Annotated in this window: 18 protein-coding genes; 13 read left to right on the top strand and 5 right to left on the bottom strand. The window is 59.3% G+C overall.

Annotation, left to right across the window (positions count from 1 at the left end; translation table 11 throughout):
* The first annotated feature begins 193 nt into the window (after positions 1-193).
* The 7 genes from AC1DVF_RS09270 (at position 194) to AC1DVF_RS09240 (ending at position 8,030) form a co-directional block, all read left to right on the top strand.
* Positions 194-715, top strand: a complete 522-nt coding sequence (locus AC1DVF_RS09270) for a DUF2059 domain-containing protein (protein ID WP_034155305.1) — start codon at positions 194-196, stop codon at positions 713-715.
* Positions 716-727: 12 nt separating this feature from the next.
* Positions 728-1,027 carry a BolA family protein gene (locus tag AC1DVF_RS09265; RefSeq protein WP_064391455.1) on the top strand — a complete coding sequence of 100 codons (300 nt, stop codon included), beginning with the start codon at positions 728-730 and terminating at the stop codon, positions 1,025-1,027.
* A gap of 102 nt (positions 1,028-1,129) precedes the next feature.
* The gene (trhO, locus tag AC1DVF_RS09260; protein ID WP_099756885.1) at positions 1,130-2,071 is read left to right on the top strand and encodes an oxygen-dependent tRNA uridine(34) hydroxylase TrhO; all 942 of its coding nucleotides are present in this window, start codon (positions 1,130-1,132) and stop codon (positions 2,069-2,071) included.
* A 35-nt stretch (positions 2,072-2,106) separates the two neighbouring features.
* Positions 2,107-2,709, top strand: a complete 603-nt coding sequence (locus AC1DVF_RS09255) for a DsbA family protein (RefSeq protein WP_460092255.1) — start codon at positions 2,107-2,109, stop codon at positions 2,707-2,709.
* Positions 2,702-4,528: an ABC transporter ATP-binding protein gene (locus tag AC1DVF_RS09250; protein ID WP_093435319.1), complete on the top strand. Its 1,827-nt coding sequence runs from the start codon at positions 2,702-2,704 to the stop codon at positions 4,526-4,528. Before AC1DVF_RS09255 ends, AC1DVF_RS09250 begins: the two co-directional genes overlap by 8 nt.
* Positions 4,529-4,729: 201 nt before the next feature.
* Complete coding sequence (locus tag AC1DVF_RS09245) at positions 4,730-7,189, top strand: EAL domain-containing protein (protein ID WP_460129738.1); 2,460 nt, start codon at positions 4,730-4,732, stop codon at positions 7,187-7,189.
* 79 nt (positions 7,190-7,268) lie between these two features.
* Complete coding sequence (locus AC1DVF_RS09240; protein ID WP_477782357.1) at positions 7,269-8,030, top strand: TenA family transcriptional regulator; 762 nt, start codon at positions 7,269-7,271, stop codon at positions 8,028-8,030.
* A gap of 134 nt (positions 8,031-8,164) precedes the next feature.
* On the opposite strand, the gene AC1DVF_RS09235 is transcribed toward AC1DVF_RS09240, so the two are convergent.
* The 5 genes from AC1DVF_RS09235 to AC1DVF_RS09215 form a co-directional block, all read right to left on the bottom strand.
* The gene (locus AC1DVF_RS09235; protein WP_460091852.1) at positions 8,165-9,091 is read right to left on the bottom strand and encodes a GGDEF domain-containing protein; all 927 of its coding nucleotides are present in this window, start codon (positions 9,089-9,091) and stop codon (positions 8,165-8,167) included.
* Positions 9,092-9,454: 363 nt separating this feature from the next.
* Positions 9,455-10,195 carry a YciK family oxidoreductase gene (locus AC1DVF_RS09230; protein ID WP_025113079.1) on the bottom strand — a complete coding sequence of 247 codons (741 nt, stop codon included), beginning with the start codon at positions 10,193-10,195 and terminating at the stop codon, positions 9,455-9,457.
* Between the two features lie 72 nt (positions 10,196-10,267).
* Entirely contained in the window at positions 10,268-10,939 is a 672-nt protein-coding gene (gene mupP / locus AC1DVF_RS09225; protein ID WP_093435311.1) for an N-acetylmuramic acid 6-phosphate phosphatase MupP, read from the bottom strand.
* A 4-nt stretch (positions 10,940-10,943) separates the two neighbouring features.
* Positions 10,944-11,642: a bifunctional 2-polyprenyl-6-hydroxyphenol methylase/3-demethylubiquinol 3-O-methyltransferase UbiG gene (gene ubiG, locus AC1DVF_RS09220; RefSeq protein WP_093435309.1), complete on the bottom strand. Its 699-nt coding sequence runs from the start codon at positions 11,640-11,642 to the stop codon at positions 10,944-10,946.
* 56 nt (positions 11,643-11,698) lie between these two features.
* Positions 11,699-13,033, bottom strand: coding sequence for a TRZ/ATZ family hydrolase (locus tag AC1DVF_RS09215; protein WP_093435307.1), 1,335 nt, complete (start codon positions 13,031-13,033; stop codon positions 11,699-11,701).
* 108 nt (positions 13,034-13,141) lie between these two features.
* On the opposite strand from AC1DVF_RS09215, the gene mtnA reads away from it, so the two are divergent.
* The 6 genes from mtnA to AC1DVF_RS09185 form a co-directional block, all read left to right on the top strand.
* Entirely contained in the window at positions 13,142-14,218 is a 1,077-nt protein-coding gene (gene mtnA, locus AC1DVF_RS09210; RefSeq protein ID WP_093435305.1) for an S-methyl-5-thioribose-1-phosphate isomerase, read from the top strand.
* Between the two features lie 423 nt (positions 14,219-14,641).
* Entirely contained in the window at positions 14,642-17,416 is a 2,775-nt protein-coding gene (gyrA, locus tag AC1DVF_RS09205; RefSeq protein WP_477782356.1) for a DNA gyrase subunit A, read from the top strand.
* A gap of 161 nt (positions 17,417-17,577) precedes the next feature.
* On the top strand, positions 17,578-18,663 hold the full coding sequence (gene serC / locus AC1DVF_RS09200; protein WP_194934042.1) for a 3-phosphoserine/phosphohydroxythreonine transaminase: 1,086 nt from the start codon (positions 17,578-17,580) through the stop codon (positions 18,661-18,663).
* Positions 18,663-19,757: a prephenate dehydratase gene (gene pheA, locus AC1DVF_RS09195; RefSeq protein ID WP_016770924.1), complete on the top strand. Its 1,095-nt coding sequence runs from the start codon at positions 18,663-18,665 to the stop codon at positions 19,755-19,757. The genes serC and pheA overlap by 1 nt, the downstream gene beginning before the upstream one ends.
* A gap of 12 nt (positions 19,758-19,769) precedes the next feature.
* Positions 19,770-20,882, top strand: coding sequence for a histidinol-phosphate transaminase (hisC, locus tag AC1DVF_RS09190; RefSeq protein WP_477782355.1), 1,113 nt, complete (start codon positions 19,770-19,772; stop codon positions 20,880-20,882).
* Positions 20,883-20,910: 28 nt separating this feature from the next.
* Positions 20,911-21,499: prephenate dehydrogenase/arogenate dehydrogenase family protein (locus AC1DVF_RS09185; RefSeq protein WP_477782386.1), on the top strand; the 589-nt coding region annotated here is incomplete at its 3' end.

Raw genomic sequence — 21,499 nt, 5'->3', positions numbered from 1 at the left:
CGTGCACACTCCTGTTGGTCTGTTTGCGCAGTTTAGGCCGGCATCGGCCGTGGTGGTTCCCTCGAACCGATTGTTGACCGGTAAAACCCGGCCAATCAAGCACGGCAAGGCTCGGGGGTTGAGCCACGAGGTTTTTTAGGCGCAGAATGGTCGCCCTTGGGGTTTTACCTCGCCTAGCTGAAAAGGAAACTCGATGACTCGTCTTCGTGCCATCTGCACCGCGGTTGCACTGGTTTGCGCCAGCGGCCAGGTGCTTGCCGATACCGCCAGCCACAACGCCAGTGCTGAAGCTTTCCTGACCCTGGCGCACGCTGACAAGCTGGGCACTCCGGTGTACATGCAAGTGCAGCAAATGTTCGCTCAGCGTTTTGAACAGACCAAAGCCCCGGAAGCCAAGAAAGCCGTACTGGAAACCTACCAGGCCAAGGCCAACGCCGCCCTGGACCAGGCCATCGGCTGGAACAAGCTCAAGCCTGACATGGTCAAGCTTTACACCAGCAACTTCAGCGAATCCGAGCTGAAAGACCTGGTCGCGTTCTACCAGTCGCCACTGGGCAAGAAAGTCCTGGAAAAAATGCCGCAGCTGACCCAGCAATCGGCCCAGATGACCCAGGCCAAACTGGAAAGCGCCGTGCCTGTCGTCAACAAGCTGCTCGACGACATGACCAAAGAGCTGGACCCGAAAGGCGCTGCTGCGCCGGCCAAGAAGAAGTAAGCGGAGTTCGTGATGACCATGCAACAACGCATCGAATCGACGCTGGCCCTGCTTCAGCCTGAGCACCTGCAAGTGCTGGACGAAAGCCACATGCACAGTCGCGGGTTGCAGACGCACTACAAGGCCGTGGTGGTCAGCGCGCAGTTCGACGGCCTGAACCGGGTCAAGCGCCACCAGAAAGTCTACGGCACGCTCGGTGAGCTGATGGGCGAGTTCCATGCGTTGGCGCTGCACACCTACACCCCGCAGGAATGGGCAGAGATCGGCGCCGCTCCGGCATCGCCGACCTGTGCTGGCGGCAGTAAGCATTAAGCTTCGGTTTTTTGCTAGAATCCGCAACGCGCCGCTCACCCGGCGCGTTTTTTTTTGAATCCGGTTCACCCTTTGCGAGGGTAGCCACCTGGAGAAATACCCATGACACAACCGATTGTCGTGGCGGCACTGTATAAGTTCGTCACCCTCGAAGATTACGTCAACCTGCGCGAGCCGCTGCTGCAAGCGATGGTCGACAACCAGATCAAAGGCACCCTGCTGATCGCCGAAGAAGGCATCAACGGCACGGTGTCCGGCACTCGCGAAGGCATCGACGGTCTGCTCGCCTGGCTGAAGAACGACCCACGCATGATCGACATCGATCACAAAGAGTCGTACTGCGACGAGCAGCCGTTCTATCGCACCAAGGTCAAACTGAAGAAAGAGATCGTCACCCTCGGTGTCGAAGGCGTCGACCCGAACAAAAAGGTCGGCACCTACGTTGATCCGCAAGACTGGAACGCGTTGATCAGTGACCCGGAAGTGCTGTTGATCGACACCCGTAACGATTACGAAGTGTCGATCGGCACTTTCGAAGGCGCCATCGATCCGAAAACCACCAGTTTTCGCGAATTCCCCGACTACATCAAAGAACACTTCGACCCGGCCGTGCACAAGAAGGTCGCAATGTTCTGCACCGGTGGCATTCGCTGCGAGAAAGCTTCGAGCTACATGCTCGGCGAGGGTTTCGAAGAGGTTTACCACCTCAAGGGTGGCATCCTGAAGTACCTCGAAGAGGTGCCGCAGGAAGAAACCAAGTGGCAGGGCGACTGCTTCGTGTTCGACAACCGCGTGACCGTGCGTCACGACCTCAGCGAAGGCGACTACGATCAATGTCATGCCTGTCGCACACCGGTCAGTGTTGAAGATCGCACCAGCGAGCATTACGTTGCCGGCATCAGTTGCCCGCATTGCTGGGACACGTTGAGCGAGAAAACCCGCCGCAGCGCCATCGACCGGCAGAAGCAGATCGAACTGGCCAAGGCGCGCAACATGCCGCACCCGATCGGCTACAACTACAAGCAAGCATCCACCGAGGCTTAATCATGTCTGCGCGCCTGCTCTATGTGATGGATCCGATGTGTTCGTGGTGCTGGGGTTTTGCTCCGGTGGCCAAGGCATTGGTTGAGCAGGCGCAAGCAGCCGGGGTGGAGTTGCATCTGGTGGTCGGTGGTTTGCGCACCGGCAGCGGCTCGGCGCTGGAGCCGACCACGCGTCGCTACATTCTTGAACACTGGCAAGCGGTCACCGAGGCCACCGGTCAACCGTTCAAGTTTGAAGGTGCGTTACCTGACGGTTTTGTCTACGACACCGAGCCTGCCTGCCGCGCGATCGTCACGGCGCGCAGTCTGGCGCCGGATTGCGCGTGGACATTGGTCGGACTGATCCAGCAGGCGTTTTACGCTGAAGGCCGCGATGTCACCCAGGCCAGTGTATTGGTCGATTTGGCGGAGAAGGCCGGTGTGCCGCGCATCGAGTTCGCGGCGTTGTTCGATCATGCCGATCAGCACAAAGCCACTCAGGCCGATTTCAGTTGGGTGCAGGATCTGGGCATCGCCGGTTTCCCGACCCTGCTCGCCGAACGCAATGGCCAACTGGCGCTGCTGACCAATGGCTATCAACCGCTCAGCGAACTGTCGCCATTGCTCGGCCGCTGGCTGGAGCGCGCCGCCTGTGCCTGACCTGGCCGATGACACGCCAGCCGTAAAGCGTGTCGACCGGCTGAGCTGGGCAGAAGTCCGGCGACTGGCACTCACTCACAAAAAATCCCTATGGATTGCCAACGGCGTGGCTGTGCTGGCGACGCTGTGCAGCGTGCCGATTCCATTGCTGTTGCCGCTGCTGGTGGACGAAGTCCTGCTCGGCCATGGCGATGCCGCGCTGAAAGTCATGAACCATGTGCTGCCGACGATGTGGCAGCAAGCGGCCGGCTATATCGGCCTGATGTTGCTGGTGACCCTTACCCTGCGTTGCAGTTCGCTGTGCTTTGGTGTGTTGCAGTCGCGGCTGTTTGCACGGCTGGCCAAGGACATCGTCTATCGTATTCGCGTGCGTCTGATCGAACGCCTCAAGCGGATTTCCCTCGGCGAATACGAAAGCCTCGGTAGCGGCACAGTAACGACGCACCTGGTCACCGATCTGGATACCCTCGACAAATTCGTCGGCGAAACCCTCAGTCGCTTTCTGGTGGCGATGCTGACGCTGGTCGGCACCGCGAGCATCCTGATGTGGATGCACTGGAAACTGGCGCTGCTGATTCTGCTGTTCAACCCGCTGGTGATCTACGCCACGGTGCAGTTGGGCAAACGCGTCAAACACCTGAAGAAGCTTGAGAACGACAGCACCTCGCGCTTCACCCAGGCGTTGAGCGAAACCCTTGATGCGATTCAGGAGATCCGTGCCGGCAACCGTCAGGGTTTCTTCCTCGGGCGGCTCGGTCTGCGCGCGCAGGAAGTGCGTAACTACGCGGTCAACTCGCAGTGGAAAACCGACGCTTCCAACCGTGCCAGCGGTTTGTTGTTCCAGTTCGGCATCGACATTTTCCGCGCGGCGGCGATGCTCACGGTGTTGTTCTCCGACCTGTCGATCGGCCAGATGCTCGCGGTGTTCAGCTACCTGTGGTTCATGATCGGTCCGGTTGAACAACTGCTCAATCTGCAATATGCCTATTACGCGGCGGGCGGGGCGCTGGCGCGGATCAACGAACTGCTGGCGCGCGCCGATGAGCCGCAATATCCCGGCGGTGTCGATCCGTTCAAGGGCCGGGACACCGTAGGTATTCAGGTACAGGGCCTGAGCTTCGGCTACGGCGATGACCTGGTGCTGGATCAGCTGAATCTGTCGATTGCTCCCGGTGAAAAAGTCGCGATTGTCGGCGCAAGTGGCGGCGGCAAAAGTACCCTCGTGCAATTGCTGCTCGGGCTCTATACGCCACTGTCCGGCACCATCCGCTTCGGCGGTTCGACCCAGCAGGAAATCGGTCTGGACACGGTTCGCGAAAACGTCGCGGTGGTGTTGCAGCACCCGGCGCTGTTCAACGACACCGTGCGCGCCAACCTGACCATGGGCCGCACCCGCAGTGACGAGGCGTGCTGGCAGGCGCTGGAAATCGCTCAGCTCGAAGCGACCATCCGCGCCTTGCCCAATGGGCTGGACAGTATCGTCGGCCGCTCCGGCGTGCGCCTGTCCGGCGGGCAGCGGCAACGTCTGGCCATCGCGCGGATGATCCTCGCCGAACCGAAAGTCGTGATCCTCGACGAAGCCACCTCGGCCCTCGACGCCGCCACCGAGTACAACCTGCATCAGGCCATGGCGCGCTTCCTCAATGGCCGCACCACGCTGATCATTGCCCACCGACTGTCGGCGGTGAAACAGGCTGATCGCGTGCTGGTGTTCGATGGCGGTCAGGTCGCTGAAGATGGCGATCATCAGCAGTTGATTGCCGATGGTGGTCTGTATGCCAAGCTCTATGGTCATCTGCAGCAGATCCAGCGCCCTTGAGTTTCGTGCCGGTTTCTGTGCTTAGTGCTTGAATTGCATTAAGTAAAATCACTCGGAACGCCCGTACAGTCCCGCCATTTGCACAATCGACCTAGAGGACGGCAGAGCTGTCCCTTTGACTTGGCGAAAATTAGCCTAGGCTGAGCTGTCAGGAGCGGGATTTTCCGGTGTTCATCTGGCAGTGCTTGCGCAAGGGATCTCATGAAGCAAAAGCGGACTCTCGGAACGCCACGGTTGTTGGGCATCGTCTGGCCATTTATTGCCGTCGTGTTGTTTCAAGCGTTATTGGGCGGCGTGAGTCTTTACGTGCTCTCGGCGGTTCGCGGTTACGTCGCTGGTGAAAGCCTCTGGTCCAAGGGCCAGAAAGACGCGATTTACTATCTCAATCTCTACGCCGACAGCCGTGACGAGGCGATTTTCCTCAAGTACCGCACTGCGATCGCTGTGCCGCAAGGCGGGCATCAGTTGCGCCTGGCGCTGGATCATCAACCGCCGGATCTGGCCGCGGCGCGCGAAGGCATTCTCAAGGGTGGCAACCACCCGGACGATGTTTCCAGCCTGATCTGGCTGTACCTCAACTTCCGCCATTTCAGTTATCTGGAAACCGCAATTGACCGCTGGACGGTCGGTGACGCCTATCTGGTCGAGCTGGATGACGTGGCGCAGGAGATGCACCGCAGCATTTCGCAAAACACCGCCAGCAGCGCCGATATCCAGGGTTGGAAGGCACGCATTTTTGCCATCAACGATGGCGTGACCCCGGCCGCGAAAGCCTTCAGTGATGCCTTGGGCGAAGGCTCGCGGATGATCCTGCGGCTGCTGCTGTTGACCAATCTCGCCACGGCGCTGGGGCTGATCGTGTTGGCCCTGTGGCGCACGCACAAGTTGCTCAAACAGCGCCATGCCTTTGCCGAGGCGCTGCAACTGGAGAAGGATCGGGCGCACGTTACCTTGCATTCGATCGGTGATGGCGTCATTACCACCGACGTCAGCGGCGCTATCGATTACATGAACCCGGCCGCTGAAGCCATGACCCACTGGAAAGCCGAACAGGCGGCGGGTTTGCCGCTGGCGGCATTGTTCAATCTGCTCGACGACAACGCCCAGTCCGAAGGGCTGACCCTGATCGAGCACATTCTCAGCGGCAAGCTCAGTGGCGGCAGCGAACACTCGAAGCTGATCCAGCGCCTTGATGGCACGACATTGTCGGTGACCCTGGTCGGCGCGCCGATCCGTAATGCCGGAAAGGTCAGTGGCACGGTGCTGGTGTTGCACGACATGACCCAGGAACGGCAATACATCGCCAATCTGTCGTGGCAGGCCACCCATGACGCGCTGACCGGGCTGGCTAACCGTCGCGAGTTCGAATATCGCCTGGAGCAGGCGCTGCACAATCTCACCCGCCATACCGGGCGGCATGCGCTGATGTTCCTCGATCTTGATCAATTCAAACTGGTCAACGACACCTGCGGCCATGCCGCCGGCGATGAGTTGTTGCGGCACATATGTACGCTGCTGCAGTCCGGACTGCGCGAGGGCGATACGCTGGCGCGACTGGGTGGTGATGAGTTCGGCATTTTGCTGGAGAACTGCGCGCCGGACGCGGCGGAAAAGATTGCCGAGGCGCTGCGTCAGACTGTGCAGAATCTGCACTTTGTCTGGAAGGGGCGGCCGTTCCTGACCACCGTGAGCATTGGCCTGGTGCATATCGCACAAATCCCGACGACCCTCGAAGCCTCATTGCGTGCCGCAGATATGGCCTGTTACATGGCCAAGGAAAAGGGCCGCAACCGCGTGCAGGTTTATCACGCTGACGATTCCGAACTGTCCCTGCGCTTTGGTGAGATGGCTTGGGTGCAACGCTTGCACATGGCCCTGGAAGAAAACCGTTTTTGTCTGTACGCCCAGGAAATCGCTCCGCTCAAGTCGGGTGACAACAACGGTGGGCATATCGAGATTCTGCTGCGTCTGCACGATGAAGCCGGGCGGATGATTCTGCCGGACAGTTTCATTCCCGCCGCCGAGCGCTATGGTTTGATGAGTCAACTGGATCGTTGGGTAGTTCAGAATGTATTTAAGGTTATTGCTCAATGTATTGCCCAAGAACATCAACAACCTTTAGCAATGTGTGCGATTAATCTGTCAGGCATTACTATAGGAGATGACGCGTTTTTGCACTTTCTGCGGGAACAGTTTGTTAACTATGCAATACCGCCTGAAATGATTTGTTTTGAAATTACAGAAACCAGTGCAATTTCAAATCTGGGTAGTGCAATAAGATTTATTAATGAACTCAAAGGCTTAGGTTGCTATTTTTCGTTAGATGATTTTTGCGCCGGAATGTCTTCATTCGCTTATCTGAAACATTTGCCTGTAGACTTCCTGAAGATCGACGGGAGTTTCGTAAAGGATATGCTGGACGACCCGATTAACCGCGCAATGGTCGAAGTGATCAATCACATCGGGCATGTCATGGGTAAAAAGACAATTGCCGAGTTTGTTGAAACAACYCAGATCGAGCAGGCCCTGCTTGAAATTGGTGTGGATTACGCTCAGGGTTATGTTATAGAACGCCCACAGTTGTTTACCTGCGACAGTTTGCAAAGTCGGCCCGCCAGACCGCAACCGCTGTTATTCAAAGCGCCTGGCACGTTCCGTTGAAGTCTCTCGCCGATCCTTACAATCACAAATCAAAAGGAGCCGAACAGTGATCGACACATTCAACCGAACCGGACCACTCATGGAAGCTGCAAGTTATCCTGCCTGGGCACAACAGCTCATTGCGGATTGCAGCGAGAGCAAGCGCCGGGTTGTCGAGCATGAACTTTACCTGCGCATGCGTGATAACAAGCTCAGCGCCAGAACCATGCGTCAGTACCTGATCGGGGGCTGGCCGGTGGTTGAGCAGTTTGCGCTGTACATGGCGCAGAATCTCACCAAAACCAGGTTTGCCCGGCATCCGGGCGAAGACATGGCGCGGCGCTGGCTGATGCGCAATATCCGCGTTGAACTCAATCATGCGGATTATTGGGTGCACTGGAGTCGTGCACATGGCGTCAGTCTGGAAGACCTTCAGGCCCAACATGTGCCGCCCGAACTGCATGCCTTGAGTCATTGGTGCTGGCACACCAGCTCAGCCGATTCGTTGATTGTGGCCATCGCGGCCACCAACTATGCCATCGAAGGCGCGACCGGGGAGTGGTCGGCGCTGGTCTGCTCCTCCGGCGTGTATGCCGCAGCGTTTCCCGAAGAGGATCGCAAGCGCGCGATGAAGTGGTTGAAGATGCATGCCCAGTACGACGATGCCCATCCGTGGGAGGCGCTGGAAATCATCTGCACCCTGGCCGGGATGAGCCCGAGCAAGGCCTTGCAGGCCGAGTTGCGTCAGGCCGTCTGCAAGAGCTATGACTACATGTATCTGTTTCTGGAGCGTTGCATGCAACTGGAGACGTCGGAACGCTTGCTGGTCAACCGAGAGCGCAGGGCGGTAGTCGAGAGCTGATTCAAGCCTCACGCAATACCAATGTGGGAGCGAGCCTGCTCGCGAAGGGGTCATGTCAGTCAGCACTGCGTTGACTGATTCACCGCTTTCGCGAGCAAGCTCGCTCCCACACTGTTTTGTGTTGCCTGAAAGGCTTAGCCCGCCATCGCCAGGCGGTTGCGACCTTCACGCTTGGCCACATACAACGCACTGTCAGCGCGGCGCAGCAAGCTGTCAGCCGATTCGCCCGGCAACAACGTCGAACATCCCAGGCTCACCGTCAATTCAATCAACTGCCCATCGGCATAGTATTCGGCCGCCTGCGTCGCATAGCGCAGTCGTTCGCCGACCATCGCTGCCGCTTCCCGGCTGGTATTGGACAGCAGCACCAGAAACTCCTCACCACCGTAACGGAACACCATGTCGACGTTGCGCAGTTGCGCCTTGATTGTCGCGGCGATGGCTTTAAGCACGTCATCGCCGGCGCTGTGGCCATGGCTGTCGTTGACCCGTTTGAAGTGGTCGATATCGAGCATCAGCAGCGACAACGGTTGTTGATGTCGGCGAGACATATCGATCTCCCGCTGCAGGGTTTGCTCCATGGCGATGCGGTTACCGGCGCCGGTCAGCGGATCGCGCAGGGCACTCTGAGTCGCCTCGCGATAAAGCAGCGCGTTGCGCATCGGGTACAGCAAGGATGACAGTAACGACTCCAGCTGACCTTGTTCCTTGTCGTTGAAGCGCTGATTGCGACGGAACACCAGTTCGCCCATATGCTCGCCTTCGTGGCTCAGGGTATAGCTGATCGAGTGGTGGCCGCGGGCACCGAACTCCAGACGCAGGTCACTGCCCTGATGCACGTAGCTAAGCGCGTCCAGGGGCACGAGACGCTGAACTTCGCGGAAAAACAGACCGAGGATGCGTTGCGGTTCGAGGCTGGTTTGCAGTTGCAGGCTCATTTGCTGGCGCAATTGCGCAAGACTGGCCGGTCGCTCCAGAAGGGGAGGCAGCTGACCAAAGCCCAGGCGTTGCAATTTGGCACTGTCAAAGTCAATTGCGTTGGTCTGGGAGGGTGATTTCATATGGCGTGAGCCCCTAAAGCAGTAAGTCTGTCTTACAGGCTGGGTGAGAGCGGCTATGGGCTGCGCGTCATACTGATCCATCAGTCCCGTAGGACATTTGGCGTAAGTTTAGTCTGCCTGAAGACGATTAGTCAGCTATCGAATTCGGCCTTGCCCCACTGCCTTCACACGGCATGCTTTGAGGAAGTTTAGAGCGAAAGTCGTGCCATTCGGTTCGGTTTTATTTAAACCGTTTGGAATCAATAAGTTGGCTGATCAAGGGGGAGGGGTGCGGTGGAAAATTGACTGAAATATGACAGTCGCCAGCGGCAAATGCATGCCGCGACAGGAATCTGCCGCGGCAACAAAAGCGACGTATGGCAGTTATTGCGCGTTGAAGGCCTGGCCATTGATGCCGGTGCTGTCCGGGCCCATCAGGTACAGGTAGACCGGCATGATTTCTTCCGGTGTCGGGTTGTTCAGCGGGTTTTCCCCCGGATACGCCTGGGCGCGCATGCTGGTGCGCGTGCCGCCCGGGTTGATGCTGTTGGAGCGTACCGGCGCGACACCGTCGACTTCATCGGCCAGGGTTTGCATCAAGCCTTCGGTGGCGAACTTCGATACGCCATAAGCGCCCCAGTACGCACGGCCCTTGCGCCCGACGCTGCTGGAGGTGAACACCACCGAGGCATCCTGCGACAGCTTGAGCAGYGGCAGCAGGGTGCTGGTCAGCATGAACATGGCGTTGACGTTGACTTGCATGACGCGCATGAAGTTTTCACCGGACAACTGTTCGATCGGCGTGCGCGGGCCGATGATCGAAGCGTTGTGCAGCAGGCCGTCGAGGTGGCCGAACTCGGTCTCGATCATCGCGGCCAGCTCATCGTACTGATGGGGCAGGGCGGTTTCGAGATTGAACGGAATCACGGCGGGTTGCGGATGCCCGGCAGCCTCGATCTCGTCATACACCTGCGTCAGGTTCGCTTCGGTTTTGCCCAGCAGCAATACCGTAGCGCCATGGGCGGCGTAGGTTTTTGCGGCTGCCGCGCCGATCCCGCGACCGGCACCGGTGACCAGAATGACCCGATCCTTGAGCAATTCGGGGCGAGCGGAATAATCAAACATAAAAACCTCATCAAGTCAGATCGTTCCCACGCTCTGCGTGGGAATGCAGCCAATGACGCTCTGCGTCAGGTCTCAGCAACTGCAAAGCGCGCTATCGAGCACCTTGCGCAGCTCCGACGGATGATCCACCACCACGTCCGCCCCCCAATGCCGCGGGTTGTCGTCCGGGTGGATGTAGCCGAACGTCACCGCTGCCGTTTTCGTACCGGCATCGCGCCCCGATTCGATATCACGCAGATCATCGCCGACAAACAGCACCGTCGCCGGATCCAGATCAAGCATCTTGCACGCGAGGATCAATGGCTCCGGATCCGGCTTGCTGTTCTTCACGTGATCCGGGCAGATCAGCAGCGCCGAACGCTCAGCCAATCCCAGTTGCTGCATGATCGGCTCGGCAAAGCGCAGTGGCTTGTTGGTGACCACGCCCCAGATCAGCTTGGCCTTTTCGATATCGGCCAGCAGTTCACCCATGCCGTCAAACAGTTTGCTGTGCACGGCGCAGCCAACCAGATAGCGCTCAAGGAACTCCAGACGCAGTTCTTCGAAGCCCGGCGATTCCGGGTCCATCGAAAACGTCACCGCGACCATGGCTTTGGCGCCACCGGAAATCTCGTCGCGGATGTGCTTGTCGTTGATCGGCGGCAAGCCGCGATCTGCACGCATGGCCTGGCAGATGGCGATGAAGTCCGGCGCCGTGTCGAGCAGGGTGCCGTCCATGTCGAAAAGAACTGCTCTGATCGCCATCGGCTTACTCCTCGCGCAGGGTCTGGATCATGTAGTTGACGTCAACGTCGCTGGCCAGTTTGTAGTGCTTGGTCAGCGGGTTGTAGGTCAGGCCGATGATGTCTTTGACGGTCAGGCCGGCCATGCGGCTCCAGGCACCCAGCTCGGACGGGCGGATGAATTTCTTGAAATCGTGGGTGCCGCGCGGCAGCAGCTTCATGATGTATTCAGCGCCGATGATGGCGAACAGGTAGGCCTTCGGGTTGCGGTTGATGGTCGAGAAGAACACCTGACCGCCCGGCTTGACCATGCGGAAGCAGGCGCGGATCACTGACGACGGATCCGGCACGTGCTCGAGCATTTCCAGGCACGTGACCACGTCAAACTGCTCCGGCATTTCTTCGGCCAGGGCTTCGGCGGTGATCTGGCGGTACTCAACGCTGACGCCGGATTCCAGTTGATGCAGTTGCGCGACCGCCAGCGGCGCTTCGCCCATGTCGATGCCCATCACCGTGGCACCGCGTTGCGCCATGGCTTCGCTGAGGATGCCGCCGCCGCAACCGACGTCGAGGACTTTCTTGCCGGCCAGATTGACCCGCTCGTCAATCCAGTTGACCCGCAGCGGGTTGATGTCGTGCAGTGGTTTGAACTCGCTTTCGCGGTCCCACCAGCGATGGGCCAAGGCTTCGAATTTGGCGATTTCAGCGTGGTCGACGTTGCTCATGTTTAATCCTCTAAAACTTTAAAAGTGCTGTAGCCCTGGCGTTTGCGCCAAGGTGTTTACGATTCGGTGTGGCCGCTGATGCGCTGGCCCCAGGTCCGGGCGGTGGCGCCCAGTTGCTCTTCGTCCATGCGCGTCAGGCGGCGGTCGTCGAGCAGTTGCTTGCCGGCGACCCACAGGTGTTTCACGCAATCGCGACCGGTGGCATATATAAGCTGCGAGACCGGGTCATATACCGGTTGCTGGGCCAGGCCGGACAGGTCGAAAGCGACGATGTCGGCAGCTTTGCCAATTTCCAGCGAGCCGACTTGCGCCTCGATCCCCAGTGCGCGCGCGCCGTTGAGTGTGGCCATGCGCAGCGCTCGATGGGCGTCGAGTGCGGTGGCGGAACCGGCGACGGCTTTGGCCAGCAGCGCAGCGGTACGGGTTTCGCCGAGCAGATCCAGATCGTTATTGCTGGCGGCGCCATCGGTGCCAACGGCCACGTTGACGCCAGCCTGCCACAAACGCTCGACCGGGCAGAAGCCGCTGGCGAGTTTCAGGTTCGATTCCGGGCAGTGGATCACGCTGGTGTTGCTTTCTACCAGTAACGCCAGGTCGTCATCGCTGATCTGGGTCATGTGCACGGCCTGGAAGCGCGGGCCGAGCAGGCCGAGACGGCCGAGGCGCGCGAGCGGACGTTCGCCGCGCTGCTCCAGCGCTTGCTGAACTTCGAAAGCGGTTTCGTGCACGTGCATATGGATCGAGGCGTCCAGCTCCTCGGCAATCACGCGGATTTTCTCGAGGTTTTCGTCACCGACGGTGTACGGTGCATGGGGGCCGAAGGTGATCTTGATCCGTTCATGGTGCTTGAGATCGCCGAACAACTCGACGCCCTGACGAATGGCTTCATCGGCGCTGCTGGCGCCCGGAATCGGGAAATCAAGGATTGGAATGGCGATCTGCGCGCGAATGCCGCTGTTGTGCACGCGCTCGCTGGCGACTTTCGGGTAGAAATACATGTCCGAGAAACAGGTGATGCCGCCCTTGATCTGCTCGGCGATAGCCAAATCAGTCCCATCGCGAACGAAATCTTCATCGACCCACTTGGCCTCGGCCGGCCAGATGTGATTTTCCAGCCAGGTCATCAGCGGCAAATCATCGGCCAGGCCACGAAACAGCGTCATCGCCGCGTGACCGTGCGCGTTGATCAGGCCGGGGGCGAGCAGCACATCCGGCAATTCCCGGGTTTCTGTGGCGTTACACTTCAATGCTTCGGCGCGCGGGCCGATAAACACGATGCGACCGTCGCGAATGCCCAGGCCGTGCTCCTTGAGCACAACGCCTGCAGGTTCGACGGGTACCAGCCAGGTCGGCAGCAATAATAAGTCGAGCGCAATGGCAGGTTTCGGCATCGAGGGGCGGTTCCAGTGCTTTTGTAAAGGATGGCGAAGTATACCCGAGCGTCTTCGCGGGGGGATCGCTATAATCGGCGGCTTTTGTTCATGAGTACGGGGTGAGGGATGCGCGATCGACTGTTGGCTGCGGAGAAAGTAAAGGCCATCGATTGGCGAGATGGCGCGCTCCACCTGCTGGATCAGCGTATTTTGCCGTTCGAGGAAACCTGGATTGCCTACACCAGCGCCGCCGGCGTGGCCGAGGCGATTCGTTCGATGGTGGTGCGCGGTGCGCCGGCCATCGGCATCAGCGCAGCCTATGGCATTGTGCTGGCGGCCCGTGCCCGTCTGACCGAAGGTGGCGACTGGGCTGCGGCGCTGGAAGAAGATTTCGCCTTGCTGGCCGATTCTCGTCCGACCGCAGTCAATCTGTTCTGGGCGTTGGGCCGGATGCACGATCGACTGGATCGTCTGAAAGGCAACGCCGACCCGTTGGCGGCGCTGGAAGCCGAAGCCATTGCCATTCATGAAAGCGACCGCGAAGCCAACCTGACCATGGCCCAGCTCGGCGTTGACCTGATCCGCAAGCACCAGGGCAATGCGCAGGCGATTCTGACTCACTGCAACACCGGTGCGCTGGCTACCGGCGGGTTCGGTACGGCGCTGGGGGTGATTCGCGCGGCTTATCTGGAAGGCATGGTCGAGCGCGTTTATGCCGATGAAACCCGTCCGTGGCTGCAGGGTTCGCGCCTGACCGCTTGGGAACTGGCCAACGAAGGCATTCCGGTCACCCTGAATGCCGACTCCGCCGCTGCGCACATCATGAAAACCAAAGGCGTGACCTGGGTGATCGTCGGTGCGGACCGCATCACCGCCAACGGTGACGTGGCCAACAAGATCGGCACCTACCAACTGGCGGTCAACGCCATGCACCACGGCGTGCGTTTCATGGTGGTGGCGCCAAGTTCGACCATCGACATGAATCTGGCCAGCGGTGACGACATCCCGATCGAGGAGCGTGATGGCGCCGAGTTGCTCGAAGTGGGTGGCAAGCGCGTCGGCGCGGACGTTGAAGCGTTCAACCCGGTATTTGACGTGACGCCGGCCGACCTGATCGATGCGATCGTCACCGAAAAAGGCATCGTCGAGCGCCCGGATACCGCGAAAATGGCCCAGTTGATGTGCCGCAAACGCCTGCATTGATTGGCTTGATGTCTGCGTTGTCCTCTTCGCGAGCAGGCTCGCTCCCACAGGTTTTGTGAGCGCCACAGAACCCTGTGGGAGCGAGCCTGCTCGCGAAGGGGTCATAAATGTCAATAAACATCGCTAAACCAAGCCCCAATTCTGCATTCAAAGAAGCTCTGAGCCTCTCTCGTCCCCGTTAAGCCTGTCACCGGTCAACTAACTATGCTCCATGCGCATCAGGGGGATAGGTGCGTGGCGGCTCTTGTGATAACATCCGGCGTTTTCCGAGGCAGCTCCACGGGGCTGTCTTTACTGCGCAAATCCGCGATCCAATGTTGATTTGTCGTAAGTCGGTGCATGGCACTCGGTCTGCCCCGACGAGCTTCGTTGGTCCCATATGGATATGACGAAGTTTCACCAGAAAAAGGAATCAGGCTTCTCATGGGCGAACTGGCCAAAGAAATCCTCCCGGTCAATATCGAAGACGAGCTGAAACAGTCCTACCTCGACTACGCGATGAGCGTGATCGTCGGCCGTGCACTGCCGGATGCGCGCGATGGCCTCAAGCCCGTGCACCGTCGCGTACTGTTCGCGATGAGCGAGCTGGGCAACGACTTCAACAAGCCGTACAAGAAATCTGCCCGTGTTGTCGGCGACGTGATCGGTAAGTATCACCCGCACGGTGATACCGCGGTGTACGACACCATCGTTCGTATGGCCCAGCCTTTCTCCCTGCGCTACCTGCTGGTAGACGGTCAGGGCAACTTCGGTTCGGTCGACGGCGACAACGCTGCGGCCATGCGATACACCGAAGTGCGCATGACCAAGCTGGCGCACGAGCTGCTGGCTGACCTGCATAAAGAAACCGTGGATTGGGTGCCGAACTACGACGGCACCGAAATGATCCCGGCGGTCATGCCGACCCGTATCCCCAACCTGCTGGTCAACGGCTCCAGCGGTATCGCCGTGGGCATGGCGACCAACATTCCGCCGCACAACCTCGGTGAAGTCATCGACGGTTGCCTGGCGCTCATCGACAACCCTGAGCTGACCGTCGATGAACTGATGCAATACATCCCCGGTCCGGACTTCCCGACCGCCGCGATCATCAACGGTCGCGCCGGCATCATCGAAGCCTACCGTACCGGTCGTGGCCGTATTTACATGCGCGCCCGCTCGATCATCGAAGACATCGACAAGGTCGGTGGCCGTCAGCAGATCGTCATCACCGAGCTGCCGTACCAACTGAACAAGGCGCGTCTGATCGAGAAGATCGCCGAGCTGGTCAAAGAGAAGAAGCTGGAAGGCATCACCGAACTGCGCGACGAGTCCGACAAGGACGGTATGCGCGTCGTGATCGAACTGCGTCGCGGCGAAGTACCTGAGGTGATCCTCAACAACCTCTACGCCCAGACCCAGCTGCAATCGGTATTCGGCATCAACATCGTTGCGCTGATCGACGGCCGTCCACGCATCCTTAACCTCAAGGATCTGCTGGAAGCCTTCGTCCGTCACCGTCGCGAAGTGGTCACCCGCCGTACCGTGTTCGAACTGCGCAAGGCGCGCGAGCGTGGTCATATCCTCGAAGGCCAGGCCGTTGCCCTGTCGAACATCGACCCGGTCATCGCCCTGATCAAGGCTTCGCCGACGCCGTCGGAAGCCAAAGAAGCGCTGGTCAGCACACCGTGGGAATCCTCGGCAGTGGTGGCGATGGTTGAGCGTGCCGGTGCCGATTCGTGCCGTCCGGAAAACCTCGATCCGCAATACGGTCTGCGTGAAGGCAAGTACTTCCTGTCGCCAGAACAGGCGCAAGCCATTCTGGAACTGCGTCTGCACCGTCTGACCGGTCTGGAACACGAAAAACTGCTGGCCGAGTATCAAGAGATTCTCAACCAGATCGGCGAGCTGATCCGCATCCTCAACAGCGCCGTGCGCCTGATGGAAGTGATCCGCGAAGAGCTGGAAGTGATCCGCGCCGAATACGGCGATCAGCGTCGCACCGAGATTCTCGATGCCCGTCTCGATCTGACCCTGGGTGACATGATCCCGGAAGAAGAGCGCGTCGTGACCATCTCCCACGGTGGCTACGCCAAGACCCAGCCACTGGCTGCGTACCAGGCTCAGCGTCGTGGCGGTAAAGGCAAGTCGGCCACCGGCGTCAAGGATGAGGACTACATCGCTCACCTGCTGGTTGCCAACAGCCACACCACGCTGCTGCTGTTCTCCAGCAAAGGCAAGGTTTACTGGCTCAAGACCTACGAAATTCCGGAAGCGTCCCGCGCCGCCCGTGGTCGTCCGCTGGTCAACCTTCTGCCATTGAGCGAAGGTGAATACATCACCACCATGCTGCCGGTCGATCTCGAATCCATGAAGCGTCAGGCCGATGAAGAAGAAGCCGAAGGCGCCGAGGCTGATGTAGAAGAAATCGAAAACAGCAACGAGACCGATGAAGAACGTCGTGCTCGCATCAAGGCTGCCGACCGCAAGAAAGCCCCGTTCATCTTCATGTCGACCGCCAACGGTACCGTGAAGAAGACTCCGCTGGTGGCCTTCAGCCGTCAGCGCAGYGTTGGTCTGATCGCACTGGAGCTGGACGAAGGTGACATCCTGATCTCCGCCGCCATTACCGATGGCGAGCAGGAAATCATGCTGTTCTCCGACGGCGGCAAAGTGACTCGCTTCAAGGAATCCGAAGTTCGCGCCATGGGCCGTACCGCCCGCGGTGTGCGTGGTATGCGTCTGCCAGAAGGGCAGAAGCTGATCTCCATGCTGATTCCAGAAGAAGGCAGCGAGATTCTCACTGCTTCCGAGCGCGGCTACGGCAAGCGTACGGCGATCACCGAGTTCCCTGAATACAAGCGTGGCGGTCAGGGCGTTATCGCCATGGTCAGCAACGAGCGTAACGGCCGTCTGGTCGGCGCGGTTCAGGTGCAGGACGGTGAAGAAATCATGTTGATCTCCGATCAGGGCACTCTGGTGCGTACCCGTGTCGACGAAGTGTCGAGCCTGGGTCGTAACACACAGGGCGTCACGCTGATCAAGCTGGCCAAGGATGAAACCCTGGTCGGGCTGGAGCGGGTTCAGGAGCCTTCGGAAGTTGAAGGTGAAGAGCTTGAGGRTGAAGAGGGCGAGGAATTCGAAGGCAATGTCGTGATCGACGATGCTGCCGAAGACCAGCAACTCGACGCCGCAGCAGACGAAGAACCGCAAGAATAAGCGGACAAACGAGGGGGCGGATGAGAATTCGCCCCCTTGTTATTTGTCCGGTATGAAATTTCGGCGCCCATGAAGATCCATGTGGGAGCGAGCAAGCTCGCTCCCACATAAAATCAGCGCCGACTGATATGTGATACCACCAAATCAGAGCGAGATTGGATGTGAGCAAGCGAGCCTATAACTTCTGCGCCGGTCCTGCGGCGCTTCCTGAAGCTGTCCTGCAACGTGCCCAGGGTGAACTCCTTGATTGGCACGGCAAGGGTCTGTCGGTCATGGAAATGAGCCATCGCAGTGATGAGTTCGTGTCCATCGCCACCCAGGCCGAGCAGGATCTGCGTGACCTGCTGAATATCCCGTCGAACTACAAAGTGCTGTTTCTGCAAGGTGGCGCCAGCCAGCAATTCGCGCAGATTCCACTGAACCTGCTGCCGGAAAACGGCTCGGCCGACTATATCGACACCGGTATCTGGTCACAGAAAGCCATCGAAGAAGCCTCGCGCTACGGCCACGTCAACGTTGCCGCCACCGCCAAGCCTTACGACTATTTCGCCATTCCGGGCCAGAACGAGTGGAACCTGTCGAAAGACGCCGCTTACGTTCACTACGCGCCGAACGAAACCATCGGCGGTCTGGAGTTTCAGTGGATCCCCGAAACCGGTGACGTGCCGTTGGTAGCGGACATGTCTTCGGACATCCTCTCGCGTCCGGTCGACATCTCGCGTTTCGGCATGATCTACGCCGGCGCACAGAAAAACATCGGCCCAAGCGGTATCGTCGTCAACATCATCCGCGAAGACTTGCTCGGCAAGGCGCGCTCGCTGTGCCCGACGATGCTCGACTACAAAGTCGCGGCCGATAACGGCTCGATGTACAACACCCCGCCGACACTGGCCTGGTACCTGTCTGGTCTGGTGTTCCAGTGGTTGAAAGAGCAGGGTGGTGTCGAAGCGATCGCCAAACTGAATGACGTCAAACAGCGCACGCTGTACGACTTCATCGACGCCAGCGGCCTCTACAGCAACCCGATCAACAAGTCGGATCGCTCGTGGATGAACGTGCCGTTCCGTCTGGCTGATGATCGTCTGGACAAGCCGTTCCTGGTCGGTGCCGAAGAGCGCGGCTTGCTCAATCTGAAGGGCCACCGCTCCGTGGGCGGCATGCGCGCCTCCATCTACAACGCCGTCGACATCACCGCCGTTAACGCGCTGGTGGCGTACATGGCTGAATTCGAGAAGGAACACGGCTGATGTCCGAGCAAGAACTCAAGGCACTGCGCGTTCGTATTGACGCTCTGGACACCAAAGTCCTTGAGCTGATCAGTGAGCGTGCGCGTTGCGCCCAGGAAGTCGCGCGAGTAAAGATGGCCTCGCTGGCCGAAGGCGAAGTGCCGGTGTTCTATCGTCCTGAGCGCGAAGCTCAGGTGCTCAAGCGTGTGATGGAGCGCAATCAGGGACCGCTGGGCAACGAAGAGATGGCGCGGTTGTTCCGCGAAATCATGTCCTCGTGCCTGGCGCTGGAGCAGCCGCTGAAAGTGGCTTACCTCGGTCCTGAAGGTACCTTCACCCAGGCTGCAGCCATGAAGCACTTCGGTCACGCGGTGATCAGCAAGCCGATGGCGGCGATCGACGAAGTGTTCCGTGAAGTGGCAGCCGGTGCGGTGAATTTTGGCGTGGTGCCGGTGGAAAACTCCACCGAAGGCGCGGTCAACCACACGCTGGACAGCTTCCTCGAGCACGACATGGTCATCTGTGGCGAAGTCGAGCTGCGCATTCACCATCACCTGTTGGTTGGTGAAAACACCAAGACCGACAGTATCAGCCGTATCTATTCCCACGCGCAGTCGCTGGCCCAGTGCCGCAAGTGGCTGGACGCGCATTACCCGAATGTCGAGCGCGTTGCGGTATCGAGCAACGCCGAAGCGGCCAAGCGGGTCAAGGGTGAGTGGAACTCAGCGGCGATTGCCGGCGACATGGCGGCCGGTCTGTATGGCCTGACCCGTCTGGCCGAGAAGATCGAAGACCGTCCGGACAACTCGACGCGCTTCCTGATGATCGGTAATCAGGAAGTACCGCCGACCGGTGACGACAAGACTTCGATCATCGTTTCGATGAGCAACAAGCCGGGTGCGCTCCACGAGCTGCTGGTGCCGTTCCATGACAACGGGATCGACCTGACCCGGATCGAAACCCGTCCGTCGCGCAGCGGCAAATGGACCTACGTGTTCTTCATCGACTTCGTCGGCCACCACCGTGATCCGTTGATCAAAGGTGTGCTGGAAAAGATCAGTCAGGAAGCAGTAGCACTCAAAGTGCTGGGTTCCTACCCGAAAGCAGTTCTCTAAGGGCGGTAGCAAATGAGTGGCAATTTCCTCGCTCTGGCACAGCCGGGCGTGCAACAACTTTCGCCGTACGTTCCGGGCAAGCCTGTGGACGAACTGGCGCGCGAGCTGGACCTGGATCCGGCCAAAATCGTCAAACTGGCGAGCAACGAAAACCCGCTAGGCGCCAGTCCGAAAGCCTTGGCGGCCATCCGCGAAGAGCTGGCCGAGCTGACGCGTTACCCGGATGGCAACGGTTTTGCGCTGAAATCCCTGCTGGCCGAGCAATGCCGTGTCGAGCTGAGCCAGGTCACTCTGGGTAACGGCTCCAACGACATTCTTGAGCTGGTCGCGCGTGCCTATCTGGCGCCGGGCCTGAACGCTGTTTTCAGCGAACATGCGTTTGCGGTGTATCCGATTGCCACGCAGGCGGTCGGTGCTCAGGCCAAAGTGGTGCCGGCCAAGGATTGGGGGCATGATCTGCCTGCGATGCTCGCGGCCATCGATGGCAATACCCGCGTCGTATTTATCGCCAACCCGAACAACCCGACCGGTACCTGGTTCGGCGCAGAAGCGCTGGACGAGTTCCTGCAGGATGTTCCGGAGCACGTGTTGGTGGTGCTCGACGAGGCGTACATTGAGTACGCCGAAGGCAGTGATCTGCCGGACGGACTGGATTTCCTTGCCGCTTACCCGAATCTGTTGGTCTCGCGTACCTTCTCCAAGGCCTATGGTCTGGCGGCATTGCGTGTTGGCTACGGTCTGTCGACCCCGGTTGTGGCTGATGTACTGAACCGTGTTCGCCAGCCATTCAACGTCAACAGCCTCGCCTTGGCGGCAGCCTGTGCGGCGTTGAAGGATGAGGAATATCTGGCGCAAAGCCGTCAGCTCAACGAGGCGGGTATGCAGCAGCTGCAAGCCGGTTTCCGTGAGTTGGGCCTGAGCTGGATCGAATCCAAAGGCAACTTCATCTGCGTCGATCTCGGTCAGGTAGCTGCTCCGATATTTCAGGGCTTGCTGCGCGAAGGCGTGATCGTGCGTCCGGTGGCCAACTACGGCATGCCGAACCACCTGCGGGTGACCATTGGTCTGCCGGCGGAAAACAGCCGCTTCCTCGAAGTGCTGCGCAAGGTTCTGGCTCGTGGGTGATGTCACTGCACTGCAATCTGCTGCACCTATGATCGGGCGCCTTGTGGTGGTCGGTCTGGGGTTGATCGGTGGTTCGTTTGCCAAGGGCTTGCGTGAAAGTGGCATCTGCCGCGAAGTGGTCGGGGTCGATCTCGATCCGCAATCGCGCAAGCTGGCGGTCGAGTTGGGTGTGGTCGATCGTTGTGAAGATGATCTGGTGGTGGCCTGTCAGGGCGCTGACGTGATTCAGCTGGCGGTGCCGATTCTGGCCATGGAAAAAGTGCTCGCGCGTTTGGCGAGTATTGATCTGGGGGCGGCGATTCTGACCGATGTCGGTAGCGCCAAAGGCAATGTGGTGCGCGCGGCGACCGAGGCGTTTGGCGGCATGCCGGCGCGTTTCGTGCCGGGCCATCCGATTGCCGGCTCCGAGCAGAGCGGGGTGGAAGCCTCCAATGCCGAACTGTTCCGTCGCCACAAAGTGATCCTCACGCCGCTTGAGCAAACCGATCCGGCGGCGTTGGCTGTGGTCGATCGTCTGTGGCGCGAATTGGGCGCCGACGTCGAGCATATGCAGGTCGAGCGTCATGATGAAGTGCTGGCCGCGACCAGTCATCTGCCGCACCTGCTGGCCTTTGGTC

It is taken from the genome of Pseudomonas sp. P4_D7, assembly GCF_056401755.1.
Note: the sequence above shows the minus strand (reverse complement) of the source record. Positions and strands in the feature narration are given on the sequence as shown.